This is a genomic window from Streptomyces sp. NBC_00252, from assembly GCF_036187565.1.
Lineage (GTDB): Bacteria > Actinomycetota > Actinomycetes > Streptomycetales > Streptomycetaceae > Streptomyces.
On sequence record NZ_CP108087.1, the window covers coordinates 5,072,966 to 5,085,235 of the forward strand.

A 12,270-nucleotide genomic window follows, 5' to 3' on the forward strand; every position below is an offset into this window, starting at 1 on the left:
CGTGCTGTCCCGCTCTGCTGGCGTTGCTCACTCCCCCACTGTGGCACCCGTCACTGACATCGCAATGCCGGTGGGCCAAGTGCCGGAACGCTTGCGCCGCACCATAGTTGGGGCCCCGGCCCCCGTCAGCCGGTTGGGGGATCGGTCACTCGATGGAATGGCTCAGGGGAAAGGTGGATGACAGAGGGCAAGGATCAGGCCCCGAATCGTGAGACGGATTCGGGGCCTGTCGGGTTTATCGGAGTCCGGTGACACCGGGTGTTTTCCGGGCGGTGCCGGGCTGTTGGGCGGTGCGGGGAGTGCCGAGCGGTGCCCGGTGCTGTCGCGGGTGGTGGGTCGCCGGTTACGCGTCCGCCGCCGCCCGCGCCGCGATGTCCGTGCGGTGCTGGGAGCCGTCGAGGCGGACGCGGGCCACGGCCGCGTAGGCGCGCTCGCGGGCCTGGGTGAGGTCGGTGCCGGTGGCCGTGACGGAGAGGACGCGGCCGCCCGCGCTGACGACCGTGCCGCCGTCGTGCCTGGTCCCGGCGTGCAGGACGTACGCGTGCGGGGCGTCCTGCGCGGCCACCTCGTCGAGGCCGGTGATCGGGTCGCCGGTGCGGGGGGTGCCGGGGTAGTTGTGCGAGGCGATGACGACGGTGACCGCCGCGTCCTCGCTCCAGCGCAGGGGGGCGAGGTCGTCGAGGGTGCCGTTCGCGGAGGCGAGCAGGACACCGGCCAGCGGGGTCTTGAGGCGGGCCAGGACCACCTGGGTCTCCGGGTCGCCGAAGCGGGCGTTGAACTCGATGACCCGCACACCGCGGCTCGTGATCGCGAGACCGGCGTAGAGGAGGCCGGAGAAGGGGGTGCCGCGGCGGCGCATCTCGTCGACGGTCGGCTGGAGGACGGTCTGGAGCACCTCCTCCACCAGCTTCGGGTCGGCCCACGGCAGCGGGGAGTACGCGCCCATGCCGCCGGTGTTCGGGCCCTCGTCGCCGTCGAGCGCGCGCTTGAAGTCCTGCGCGGGCTGGAGGGGGACGACGGTCACACCGTCGGTGATCGCGAAGAGGGAGACCTCGGGGCCGTCGAGGAACTCCTCGATGACGACCCGCTCGCAGGCGTTCGCGTGCGCCCTCGCCGCTTCGAGGTCGGCGGTGACGACGACGCCCTTGCCCGCGGCCAGTCCGTCGTCCTTCACGACGTACGGCGCACCGAAGGCGTCCAGGGCCTCGTCGACCTCTGCCGGGTTCGTGCAGACGTAGGAACGGGCGGTCGGCACACCGGCTGCCGCCATCACTTCCTTGGCGAAGGCCTTGGAGCCCTCCAGCTGCGCGGCTTCACCGGAGGGGCCGAAGACCGGGATGCCCGCCTCGCGTACGGCGTCGGCGACGCCGGCGACGAGGGGGGCCTCCGGGCCGACCACGACCAGCTCGGCGCCGAGCTTCGTCGCCAGTTCGGCCACGGCTGCGCCGTCGAGGGGGTCTACCCGGTGCAGCTCGGCCACCTCGGCGATGCCTGCGTTGCCGGGGGCGCAGTGCAGGGCGGTGACGTCGGGGTCTAGGGACAGGGAGCGGCAGAGGGCGTGTTCGCGGGCACCGGTACCGATGACGAGGACCTTCACGGGGTCAGCCTAGGTCACCTTGGAGGTGGGGCGGGGTGGGGGCCGGGATCGGGGTGGGGGTCGGGTTGTTTGCGGGGTGCCGGTGGGTGGGGGCTTGTCGCGCAGTTCCCCGCGCCCCTGAGGGGGTTGGGGTGGGCGGGGTCGGGAGGTTGGGCTATTCGTTCGTGAACTCTTCCATCACCGTTGCTCCCAGCTCTCTGACGATCAGTTCGTGGCCGGAGAGGGCTGATTCGTCGAGGTCGGGGTCGTCGTCCTCCGGGGTGTCGTCCTCGGCGGAGACCGTGCGGGGGGCGGGCGGCGGCGGGGTGGGGGGTTGGGTGGGGGCCTGCGCCTGGGACGAGGGGGGATGGGGCGCGGGCGTGGGCTGGGGGGAGGTCGGGCGGGGGGCCTGTGCGGCGGGGGCCGGGGTGCCGTAGCCGCCGGTCGGGGCTCCGCCGTAGCCGCCTGCTGGGCCGCCGCCGGCGCCGCCGTAGGGACCGCCCTGTTGCGGGGGCGGGGTGCCGCCGCCCGACGGGTCGACGACCGCCTCGATCTTCCACTGGACGTTGAACTGCTCGGCCAGCGCCTGCTTGAGGACGTCCTCGCTGCCGCTGCTGTTGAAGTTGTCCCGCGCCCCGGCGTTGACGAAGCCGATCTGGAGGGTCGTGCCGTCGAAGCCGGTGACCTGCGCGTTCTGGCTGAGCAGGATCCAGGTGAAGCGGCGGCGGTTCTTGACCACTTCGAGGATGTTCGGCCAGAGGGTGCGGGGGTCGGGGCCGCCGGCCGGGGGCGGAGCGGCTTGGGTCTGGGGTGCGGGGGCCTGTGTGGAGGTGGTGGGCGCGGGGGTGTGGTGCGCCGGGGCCGGGGGTTGGCCGCCGCCTGCCGGGGCTGCCGTGGGCCAGCCGCCGGGGCGCCTGCCGCTGCCTGCGGCCGTGGCGGTGGGCCAGGCGCCGGGGGCGGGGGCGGGGGCCGCGGGTTGCGCCTGGGGCTGCGGCTGTTGGGGCTGTTGGGGTTCCGGGGTGGGCGGGGCCGGTGGGGTGTAGGCGGCGGGTGCGGGGGGCTGCTCCGCCGGCATCGCGGGCGGAGGGGTGCCGGGTGCGCCCGGGCCTCGTACGGCTGCGCGCGCGGCGGCGGCTCCGCCACCTGGGGGGACGGGGGCCTGGGCTGGGGCCTGGGCAGGGGGCTGCGCCTGGACGTGGGCGTCGGGGCCGGGGACGTAGCCCATGGTGGGCGCCGCGGCGCCGCCCGAGAAGTTGACGCCGCGCTCCAGGCGGTCGAGGCGGGCCATGACGGACTGCTCGTCGCCGTAGGCGGCGGGGAGCATCACCCGGGCGCAGATCAGCTCGAGTTGGAGGCGGGGCGAGGTGGCGCCGCGCATCTCGGTGAGGCCGGTGTTGACGAGGTCGGCGGCGCGGCTGAGTTCGGCGGCGCCGAAGGTGCCCGCCTGGGCCTGCATGCGTTCCAGGACGTCGGTCGGGGCGTCGATGAGGCCCTTCTCGAGGGCGTCCGGGACGGCGGCGAGGATCACCAGGTCGCGGAGGCGCTCCAAGAGATCGGCGACGAAGCGGCGCGGGTCGTTGCCGCCGTCGATGATGCGGTCGACGACCTCGAAGGCGGCGGCGCCGTCACCGGTGGCGAAGGCCTCGACGACGGAGTCGAGCAGCGAGGCGTCGGTGTAGCCGAGCAGGGAGGTCGCCATGGCGTACGTCACACCGTCGGTGCTCGCCCCCGCGAGCAACTGGTCCATGACGGACATGGAGTCACGCACGGAACCGGCACCCGCGCGCACGACGAGCGGCAGCACGCCCTCCTCCACGGGGATGTTCTCCTGGCCGCAGACCTGCCCCAGATACTCGCGCAGGGTGCCGGGCGGGACGAGCCGGAAGGGGTAGTGGTGCGTACGCGACCGGATCGTCCCGATGACCTTCTCGGGCTCGGTGGTCGCGAAGATGAACTTGAGGTGCTCCGGGGGCTCTTCCACGACCTTGAGCAGCGCGTTGAAGCCGGCCGACGTGACCATGTGGGCCTCGTCGATGATGTAGATCTTGTACCGGCTGCTCGCGGGTCCGAAGAACGCCTTCTCGCGCAGCTCACGGGCGTCGTCCACACCACCGTGCGACGCGGCGTCGATCTCGATGACGTCGATCGAACCCGGGCCGTTGCGCGCGAGGTCGCGGCAGGACAGGCACTCGCCGCAGGGGGTCGGGGTGGGGCCCTTCTCGCAGTTCAGGCAGCGGGCCAGGATGCGCGCGCTCGTGGTCTTGCCGCAGCCGCGCGGCCCGCTGAACAGGTACGCGTGATTGACCCGGTTGTTCCGCAGCGCCTGCTGCAGCGGGTCGGTTACATGCTCCTGCCCGATGACCTCGGCGAACGACTCCGGGCGATAACGGCGGTACAGCGCGAGAGACGACACGCGTACGAGGTTATAGGCGCCCACTGACAACGCGGGCCGCCGACAAGATCCACGGCGGCGGTCCCACCCCGGGAACGCAAGCGCCCCCCACGCACCCGCCAGAGCCAACCTACCCTTGCTGCCTTCCGGCCCTGGGGGAGTTCAGTCAGATAGCGCCGCGTGAGGGGCTCCGCACAGGCTACAGGATCTGAGCGGGGGGAACGAGTTCGCGAGCACTCCTCAACGTCTTGTATTGTTTGCCGCGGAGGATTCGCCTAGTGGCCTAGGGCGCACGCTTGGAAAGCGTGTTGGGGGCAACCCCTCACGAGTTCGAATCTCGTATCCTCCGCCAGTGCCTCACCGGGCACGATGTCGAAGGGCCCCACCGTTCGCGGTGAGGCCCTTCGTCGTTGGCCGTCCCGGTTTCCGTCTCAGTTGGTCACCGGTCCCTTGCTTGGGCTCGAGGACAACCGACTTGGATGCGGAAGGATGAGCAAGTGAGTCACATAGACATGAGTGAGCGCGAGTACTGGGCCTTTGTCTCCGAGGGCCCCGAGATTTTTGTGGGGCAGGCCACACTCGCCCGGGTGGAAAGCTTCATGATCGGCTACGACGCCCACGCGCGGCGGCACGGCGGCCCCGGGCTCGACGGTTGGCGTGAGTGGCTGGTGGCCAGGCGCGGTCGGGAATGCAACCACGCGTGGATGGGTCTGGTCCGCCACATCGCCCTCCCCGATGAAAGCTGGGATCACTGGCAGCTCTCCCCGGGACAGGAAGAACGTGTCATCACGACCCTTTTCGCACTGCTCGATGACTTCCTCGCGGAGCGGGAAGAGGGGACCCACACCCCCTGACCTCCGTTCAGAGCTTCAGTCCGCCCGATGCGGCTCCCGTAGTGCGTCGCCAGCCTGCTGAGCGACCTTGCGGAGCATGGTCCCGGTCACGTGCATGTAGCGAGCGCGCATCCGGGCCGCTTCCCCGGGCTCCCAACCCATGACCGAGCCGATCACGACGTCAGGAACCCCGAGGATCAGGAGGACGGTCGCGGCGGTGTGGCGAGCGTCGTGGAGACGGCCGTTCCGTACGCCCGCGTCCCGGAGAAGCTGCTTCCGGGTGTGGAAGTCGGTGTTGGGGCTGAGAGGGCCGCCGATCGCCGAGGCGAAGACGTGCCCCTTGTCCTCCCAGTCGGTGCCGGCCGTAATGCGCTCCCGCTCCTGAGCTTCCTGGTGCTGGCGGAGAATCTTGATCAGCGGGTCGGGCAGGCCAATGGTGCGTCGGCCCGCGCGTGACTTGGTGGACTTGCGCTCGCGCCGGGTCTGCTCCCGCTTGGGGCAGTAACCAGCCTTCCGGCCGCATGGGTTGGCGCCGCAGTCGTGCACGTACTTGGGGCGGAGCCGGTTCTTGCGAATGCGGACGTATCTCGAGGCAAGGTCGACGTCTTCCCAGTGCACTTCGAGTCGAGGCGCCTTGGCGATCTCGGCCGCGTCGCTGGGCACGTGTCCACGCCGTACTGCCTCGCTGAGGGCGGTACGGACGGTGTGGTGCACGTGGTGGGCGATGCCCGCCGCGCTGCCGTTGCTCTGCATCTTTTGGTAGAAGCGCTCCAGGTGCTCGGGTTCCAGCCGATCGAGTCGGTGGGCACCGAGGCCCGGGACCAGCTGCACGCGTACGTCCACCTCGTGTTAAGTGCTCTCTAGCGGAGCTGGACAGGACGGTTCACGTGTTCAGGCGGGTCGTGGAACTCACCGATGTGTACGACTTCCCGGAGGGAGTGCAACCCCGTCCAGGCATGCGGGCTCGGCGCCCGTTCCTTGCAGCGCTTGGACTCCAAGCTCCCGGACTTCCACGTCACCCTGGGCGTCTACGACCTCGTAGAGCCGTTCGAGACACCCCCATGCCTCATCACGACGCTCCCCACACGGTGTAGCCCTTGAGGCTGTCGAGTTTCTGGAAGAGGCCGGGGGACCGAGGGATTTCAAAGCGCCAGTCTCCGCTGGACCCACCCTGCCACTGCACGGTGGCGGTATTGGCCTGGATAAGGGCACCTCCGGCCTGCCGGTACGCGACGGAGATGACGGCACGCTGATCGGAGTAGCTGTCGAATCGAAAGCCGGCCGGTTGCAGCATCTTGCCGGGCTTGGGCGAGGAGGGCTTGCCTACCTCGGCTTCGCGCCTGGTGCGCGCACCCACGTAGCCCTCACGACCCTCACCGTAGGTTTGCACTGCCACTACAGCTTTCCACTGGGGCGACAGCGGAAAGCGGGTACCGATCTGGAAGGCGGCGAGAAGTGCACCGGCAGAGTTGTGTGCGTAGCAGCGTGCGATGTCCCCGGCGGTCCTCTTCGGCCCCAGGGTGGGAGACGTCGGTACGGCGACGGTGCGGAACATCTGCCAGGTGACCCCCTCAGGCGGGGTTGCGAGACCTGCTGTCCGGCCGGAAGCGTGTGTGGTCGGGCAGCTCTTTCCACTTCCCGTAGAAGCTGCATCAGTTGTGGCCGTTGCCGGCGGCTTGTCTGCTGCAACGGGTGCGGACTGGCAGCCAGTCGCCGCCGCTGTGGCGAGGAGTGTAAATGTCAGCCACGGCATGATGCGGTGTCGTGAGAGAGCCACGGTCGTTGCGTCTCCGGTGTTCGGGGCTGATGTCGTCAGGAGTGCGGGGTTCAGCCGTCGCCGATGATGCCGTATTTCTCCGCAAGCCTGACCCCCATGGCGGTCACAACCAGGAACGCAGAGGCGGGCAAAAAGTCTGCGCTCATGACAGTTCAGTACTGATGGCTCGCGCGTCCAGCCCCAGGCGCCGCACTGGCCAACTGCGGAAACTCAACAGCCCCACGCGACCTACTGAGTTACAACTTTCTCTACTGGTTCAAGGCGGCTCGCTCCGCTCCCCGCGCGCGGCACGGGCGCCGACCGGGCCTGCGCTCCTGTCTCCGCCCCGCTCCAGCCCGGCCGGCGCCCGTGCCGCGCTCAAAGCATGCAGCCGCCTGGCGTTAGAGAAGGGGTACATCGTGGCTGGGGCGGTCGGCTCCACGGCTTTACGGAGCCACTTTGGCGCGAGCCTCGAAGATCATGGCCCCAACGTCGTGCTTTAACGGGCAGGTCCACAGACTGCCCGACGCGCCGGAAGCCTACGGGGCCCATGATCACTCGCGCCAAAGCAGCGCCACCCCATAGCCGCTACGCCGACCTCGTCACCAACACTCGTCAATTCGAACTATTGTTTAATTAGAAACGATGTGGGTCAAAAATGATCCGAATGGGTTGCGAACCCTTCCGGTTGGGGCGACCATGAGCCGATCGGACAGTGGGGGCCACTGAGTCCAACTGCCGGAAAAGACACGTTCAGGGTGAACCGGGGGCCGTATGGGCGAGCAAGAGTTCGATAAACTGCTGGATTCTATGCCGCGCATTGCAGAATCAATCAATGCGTTCGCTTCCAAGGAAGTTCAGAAGCAGGCGTTTGAGGCTCTCGTTGGCGCATTGAACATCTCGCCAGTGGGAATCAGCGGAGTCAATCACGAAAGCTCCACAGAGAATGGCAATGTCCCCAACGCGGGCACCGCTCTGAGCGAAGCACTCACCGAAAACACCCAAGGTGGCGAAGACAGCGAATCCGCACCCGAACCTACTTCTACGGAAAAAAGAAGGAGGAAGGTAAAGCCTAGGCGAAACTGGACTGCCGTAAAGGATATCGGGTTCCGCCCAGAGGGAAAGGTGTCATTCAAGGAGTTCATCGAAGAGAAGCAGCCCGCAACAATCGACCAGAAGGGGTTGCTGGCGGTCTACTACTTCGAACAAGTCCTTGAGCTGGATGAAATTGGAGTGGGACACGTGATGGCCGCATACAAGGAAGCCGTTTGGAGGAATCCCAGCAACCCGGAGAATGCCCTCCAAGGAACTTCCAGTCGGCATCACTGGCTGGATACGTCGAACATGAGGATCATAAAGACTACGCAGCGAGGGCGTGACTTCGTGGAACACGACCTGCCGGCCCAGAAGAAGTAAAGGATTGGGCTGCGCATGAAGATCGATCCGGCTAGTGCTTTGGGTAATCTCCCACCTTCTCTAAGATCCGAGCTGGTTGAAGAGTTCGATAAGATCACTAGGAATTATCGGGAAGGGCGCTGGGAAGCCTCCGAACTGAATGGGGGCAGGTTGTGCGAGATTGTATACTCCATCATTGCCGGGCATCTCGACGGAGACAACTATCCAGCCAACGCAAAGAAGCCATCACGCTTCAAGGATGCATGCGAGAGACTCTCAAATGCCCCCACGACCTATTCCGAGTCCGCGCGTCTAACTATCCCTCGTCTTCTGGTACCGCTATACGACGTGCGCAATCGCCGAGGTGTGGGACATGTTGGCGGAGAGGTGGACGCCAACCATATGGATGCGACTTTTGTTCTGCATACAGCCCAATGGGTAATGGCTGAACTAGTCCGCATTTTTCACAACACAGACACTGCAACAGCCAGCGAAGTGGTCAAGAATCTAACTGATCGGACCGTCCCGGCCATCTGGAAGGTCGGGGATGTCTCTAGGATTCTCGATCCGTCAATGACACTAGCAGACGGCACTCTACTTCTCCTATACTCCGAACTTGGAGCGCAATCAGATAAGGACCTGGCGAAGAATCTGGAGCAAGATAAGCTTGGAAATTATAGGCGGGTACTGGATCGCCTTCACCGAACAAGGCTGATTGAGTACGACCGCGCAAAAGGCATGGCACACATCTCTCCGCTTGGCGAAAAGGAAGTGGAAGAGAAGCTGCTTCCCTAGTGGCCAGAGAGGCGGATTCGTGGGTCTGGACAGCAGCGACGACGGGCGTGCCAGACCCGGGCCAGATCCTGCGGGGACCCACGGGGAATACCGGGGAAGCAGCCGACCGTCCGCTGTCGAGGGTTGGGCATTACGGCTCGACTCGCACCAACCCCAACTTGGATGAGGCATGTCAATGATCAATTTCCCCAAGCCTCGCGCAGAAGGCCCCTCAGTCGTAATATGACCTTGAAGGTCAAAAGAATCACGTATGAGGAGTCCTTGTTGCCCAAGTCGAAGACCATTAGAGAGCTGGCCGATGAAGCTGGCCTTGACTACGATCTCGCACTTGTAACCCTGTGGGATGCGGGTTATGAGTCGCTAGAAGACATTGACGACACGATACCTGTACGCAATATGTCTGGTGTGTGCTCAACGCTCGGGGTAGTCACAGCTAAGAAGATGCAGTGTCTAGCATACTGGGTACAGGCTTGGGAGGTGACGGAACAAGAAGCGCGTGAGCGTCTGCTGAAATGTGGAATTTCCGTATCTCCAGATGCACGCATGCTACCTAAAGGCGCCCTCAAAAAACTAAGAAGGTCGGGAGTTTTCTCTCCGGTACTCACTTCTCCTACTCCCGCATCAAGCAAGCAGTCAGACGAACCGGAATTTATCTGGCAGACGGTCGGCCGAGAGCGCGAGGCCGAGTTGCTTTCGGCAGCAGACATTCGCAGCATCCACGATGCTCTTGTAGAAGATTTCAGAGTTTCTAAAGATCCAATTGATCCACCCGGAGTGCGAGACAATAACCTTCTAGAATCTGCCGCGTTTCGCCCTGGGACCTCTCTGGGCGGTGAGCGTAAATATTCGACCGTCGAACTGGCTGGTGCGGCATTGCTGCACTCAATTATCCACAACCACCCATTTCATAATGGAAACAAGCGTACCGCTCTCGTCTCAGCCCTCGCCTTCCTAGACCGGAATAATGTGCTTCTCACTTGCACAGAGAACGACTTGTTCAAGTTGGTTTTGAAGGTAGCTCAGCACCGTCTTGTATCAACTGACTGGAGTTCAGTCGCCGACCGAGAAGTTCAAGAAATTGCTCGATGGGTCTTGAAAAATAGTCGACAAATACAGCATGGAGACCGCCTGCTGAAATGGCGCGAACTCCGTCGAATCCTTTCTCGATTTGACTGTCAGATCGGCTCCCCAATGCCCGGTAACAGGATCAAGGTACAACGTACGGTTCAAGCGAAAGGCCTTTTCGGTCTTTCGAAAGTGAAGACTTACGGCGCTACAGTCGGGTATCGCAGCGACGGTCACGAAGTCGACGCAACCCTCCTGAAGCACCTACGTAAAGAGCTCCAACTAGACGACGAACACGGTGTCGACTCCGCCTATTTCTATGGAAGCGACCCTCGTGAACCGGATGAATTTATCACTCAATATCGAACGCTTTTGAAGCGACTGGCAAAATTGTGACGGCGGACTTTGAGGGAACTTGGATGCAAGACCGACCCGATTAGACTCCCATCATTTATATCCGAGATTTCCCATTGGTCGTACCAGAGTCACAGTTGTCTTCCATGCTGATTAACAATGCGCCTGCCGACCGTCAGCTGTTCTGTTCACCTGGCATAGGAAACGGGTGTTGGCTTGCAGTCGATCCCAAGCGCGTCCCCACCGTCCGGTAACGCCGGACGCGGCCGGGCAGCGTGGCTAAGGCCCGGTAGTGGTTGCTCTGGCACACGCGCGCCTGATCGTTCGACGCCCCCGCCGCCGTGTTCGACGTTCGTCGGCTGAGGCTCAGACATCCATGCCCAGCCGTGCCATTCACGTGCCAGATCCTACGGGCACTCACGGGGAATAGCGGGGAGTAGACCACGGTTCATCACGGCTGAAAGACAGTCCCGCCGCAGGTCAGCGCATTAATCGCCGCGAAAAGACCCAAGCTTCCCAAGCTGAGGTTCCCTCGTGAAGACGGGTCTTGCTGTCAGACCTGCGCGGCACGGTCCGCTCCATGGCGGAGAGACCGACGACGAACTGACGCAGTGGCATAGCCAAGGAGGCCGCGGAGCTTGCCGCCGGCACCCTGGATCCCGACTGCGCGTGCATGGTCGAGTTGTTCCCCGAAGAGCTCTTGCTGGCGACCGATGCCGTCCTCAACGTGTTCGAGGCCGAGTTGCCCACGCTCACCGAAGGAGACGACGCACGGATCTTCGCCGCAGTGGAGCTCGTCGTCCTGGCCGTGAACGAGGCTCACGACGAGTGCGCCTTCGAAACCGATGAGCGCGAGCAGTTGTGCGCCTACATCGATGAGGTGCTTACCGAGCAGGGAGTCGACGTCGCGGCCCTGACTGCCAGGCATGGGCTCGATCGGCACGAGCTCACGGACCGGTAGCGGGACTGGTGAGCAGCCCCTCGTCGTGAGAGATCAGGGTCGACTGTGGCCAGCGAGAGGAGTGTCTACGATCGCCCGATGAGCTACGACATCTACTTCTTGAGCCGACGCGACGGGCAGTCCTGGAATGAGGTCCTGGAGGCGATGGAAGACACGGCCGAGCACAGCGAGCCGATCCCTGCCCGCCTCCTTGAAGCTTGGGAACGCATAGTCCCGCAGGCCCGACTGCTGCTGGGCGAAGTGGACATCACCGAGTACGAACAGGAGTCGCGAGACCTCAGCCACTCCGGCACCGGCATCGACCTGTCCGTCTTCGGTGACGAGGTAAGCATCACCGTGCCCTACTGGCACGCAGGGGAAGACGCTGCGGCCGTGCTCGGCAAGGTCTTCGCCCTTTCGGCCATCGTCGAGAAGGAAACGGGGCTGACAGGCTACGACCCCCAGACGGAACATCCGCTGGCGGAGATACAACCGCAAGGCGCGATAGGGCTGATGTCGAGGATCACCGAGGATTTGCGCAGCCGCTACGGTGGTTGACCAACCGCCGACGGAGGCGTGGCGGAGGCCGGTAAGGGGTACCACGAGGCACACGCGCGCCTGATCGGTCGGCGAACCCGCCATCGTGGCGAGCTGTCATCGGCTCAGGTACAGGCCCTAACGATTCTCCAGCTCTGTTCAGTGCGAAGGCGTGAAACCGCCGGACAGGTCGAGGCGGGATGCGGTGCCCGGAACCGTCGGAGCCCAACCCTCGCGCAGGGCAAGCCGAACCGATGCGGCAACACCTAAGGGCAGCACAGGGCCGGCCTCGCGACCGATCCAGTTGCTCGGATGTGGCTGTTCGGTGGTGACCACCAGCGTCGCCCCCGGGGTGTCCGCATGCTCGACCGCGAACGTGCACATCGACCATGCCAGGCCCTGGAAGTACGTCGGCCTACCTCGCAGCCGCCAGCGGTAGACCATGCCGTCGACCACGATCCGGCTTGACCCCTTGCGGACCAGTCCCATGCCCCTCCTCAACACCGCTGTCCGTCTCAGTTTCCGTCTCATTCAGCGCCGTTCACGGCCGTTCAGGCGAGACCGAAGGCAGTAGCCGGACCCACGACCAGCCGTCGATGAACGCAAGTGAACGGCCCTGTCCGATGC

Annotated in this window: 10 protein-coding genes, 1 tRNA gene, 1 other RNA gene and 1 pseudogene; 7 read left to right on the forward strand and 6 right to left on the reverse strand. The window is 64.9% G+C overall.

Annotated features, from left to right (window positions below; genetic code table 11):
* Positions 1-343 precede the first annotated feature (343 nt).
* The 3 genes from purD to ffs all read right to left on the reverse strand — a co-directional run bounded on the left by purD (position 344) and on the right by ffs (position 4,161).
* A complete protein-coding gene (gene purD, locus OHT77_RS22145) occupies positions 344-1,597 on the reverse strand; it encodes a phosphoribosylamine--glycine ligase (RefSeq protein WP_328830258.1) in 1,254 nt (417 codons plus the stop codon).
* A 154-nt stretch (positions 1,598-1,751) separates the two neighbouring features.
* On the reverse strand, positions 1,752-3,989 hold the full coding sequence (locus tag OHT77_RS22150; protein ID WP_328830259.1) for a DNA polymerase III subunit gamma and tau: 2,238 nt from the start codon (positions 3,987-3,989) through the stop codon (positions 1,752-1,754).
* Between the two features lie 73 nt (positions 3,990-4,062).
* Positions 4,063-4,161: signal recognition particle sRNA small type (gene ffs, locus OHT77_RS22155), an RNA gene on the reverse strand.
* Positions 4,162-4,232: 71 nt separating this feature from the next.
* On the opposite strand from ffs, the gene OHT77_RS22160 reads away from it, so the two are divergent.
* Both OHT77_RS22160 and OHT77_RS22165 read left to right on the forward strand, forming a co-directional pair.
* A tRNA-Ser gene (locus tag OHT77_RS22160) sits at positions 4,233-4,320 on the forward strand.
* Between the two features lie 160 nt (positions 4,321-4,480).
* Complete coding sequence (locus OHT77_RS22165; protein WP_328830260.1) at positions 4,481-4,822, forward strand: hypothetical protein; 342 nt, start codon at positions 4,481-4,483, stop codon at positions 4,820-4,822.
* Between the two features lie 15 nt (positions 4,823-4,837).
* Here OHT77_RS22165 and OHT77_RS22170 read toward each other — a convergent pair.
* Positions 4,838-5,650 (reverse strand): annotated as a pseudogene (locus tag OHT77_RS22170) (tyrosine-type recombinase/integrase); the annotation flags it as partial.
* Between the two features lie 220 nt (positions 5,651-5,870).
* Positions 5,871-6,356 carry a hypothetical protein gene (locus OHT77_RS22175; RefSeq protein WP_328830261.1) on the reverse strand — a complete coding sequence of 162 codons (486 nt, stop codon included), beginning with the start codon at positions 6,354-6,356 and terminating at the stop codon, positions 5,871-5,873.
* 975 nt (positions 6,357-7,331) lie between these two features.
* On the opposite strand from OHT77_RS22175, the gene OHT77_RS22180 reads away from it, so the two are divergent.
* The 5 genes from OHT77_RS22180 to OHT77_RS22200 all read left to right on the forward strand — a co-directional run bounded on the left by OHT77_RS22180 (position 7,332) and on the right by OHT77_RS22200 (position 11,664).
* The gene (locus OHT77_RS22180; protein WP_328830262.1) at positions 7,332-7,973 is read left to right on the forward strand and encodes a hypothetical protein; all 642 of its coding nucleotides are present in this window, start codon (positions 7,332-7,334) and stop codon (positions 7,971-7,973) included.
* Positions 7,974-7,988: 15 nt separating this feature from the next.
* A complete protein-coding gene (locus tag OHT77_RS22185; RefSeq protein ID WP_328830263.1) occupies positions 7,989-8,747 on the forward strand; it encodes a hypothetical protein in 759 nt (252 codons plus the stop codon).
* A gap of 222 nt (positions 8,748-8,969) precedes the next feature.
* Entirely contained in the window at positions 8,970-10,208 is a 1,239-nt protein-coding gene (locus OHT77_RS22190) for a type II toxin-antitoxin system death-on-curing family toxin (RefSeq protein WP_328830264.1), read from the forward strand.
* Positions 10,209-10,839: 631 nt separating this feature from the next.
* Positions 10,840-11,127, forward strand: a complete 288-nt coding sequence (locus OHT77_RS22195) for a hypothetical protein (protein WP_328830265.1) — start codon at positions 10,840-10,842, stop codon at positions 11,125-11,127.
* A gap of 78 nt (positions 11,128-11,205) precedes the next feature.
* Entirely contained in the window at positions 11,206-11,664 is a 459-nt protein-coding gene (locus tag OHT77_RS22200; protein WP_328830266.1) for a hypothetical protein, read from the forward strand.
* A gap of 138 nt (positions 11,665-11,802) precedes the next feature.
* Here OHT77_RS22200 and OHT77_RS22205 read toward each other — a convergent pair whose 3' ends face one another.
* The gene (locus OHT77_RS22205) at positions 11,803-12,132 is read right to left on the reverse strand and encodes a hypothetical protein (RefSeq protein ID WP_328830267.1); all 330 of its coding nucleotides are present in this window, start codon (positions 12,130-12,132) and stop codon (positions 11,803-11,805) included.
* Between the last annotated feature and the right edge of the window lie 138 nt (positions 12,133-12,270).

Coding starts and splice junctions, on each gene's coding strand:
- OHT77_RS22165 (WP_328830260.1), top strand. CDS start 4,481: ATGAGTGAGCGCGAGTACTGGGCCTTTGTCTCCGAGGGCCCCGAGATT.
- OHT77_RS22175 (WP_328830261.1), bottom strand. CDS start 6,356: ATGTTCCGCACCGTCGCCGTACCGACGTCTCCCACCCTGGGGCCGAAG.
- OHT77_RS22180 (WP_328830262.1), top strand. CDS start 7,332: ATGGGCGAGCAAGAGTTCGATAAACTGCTGGATTCTATGCCGCGCATT.
- OHT77_RS22185 (WP_328830263.1), top strand. CDS start 7,989: ATGAAGATCGATCCGGCTAGTGCTTTGGGTAATCTCCCACCTTCTCTA.
- OHT77_RS22190 (WP_328830264.1), top strand. CDS start 8,970: ATGACCTTGAAGGTCAAAAGAATCACGTATGAGGAGTCCTTGTTGCCC.
- OHT77_RS22195 (WP_328830265.1), top strand. CDS start 10,840: ATGGTCGAGTTGTTCCCCGAAGAGCTCTTGCTGGCGACCGATGCCGTC.
- OHT77_RS22200 (WP_328830266.1), top strand. CDS start 11,206: ATGAGCTACGACATCTACTTCTTGAGCCGACGCGACGGGCAGTCCTGG.
- OHT77_RS22205 (WP_328830267.1), bottom strand. CDS start 12,132: ATGGGACTGGTCCGCAAGGGGTCAAGCCGGATCGTGGTCGACGGCATG.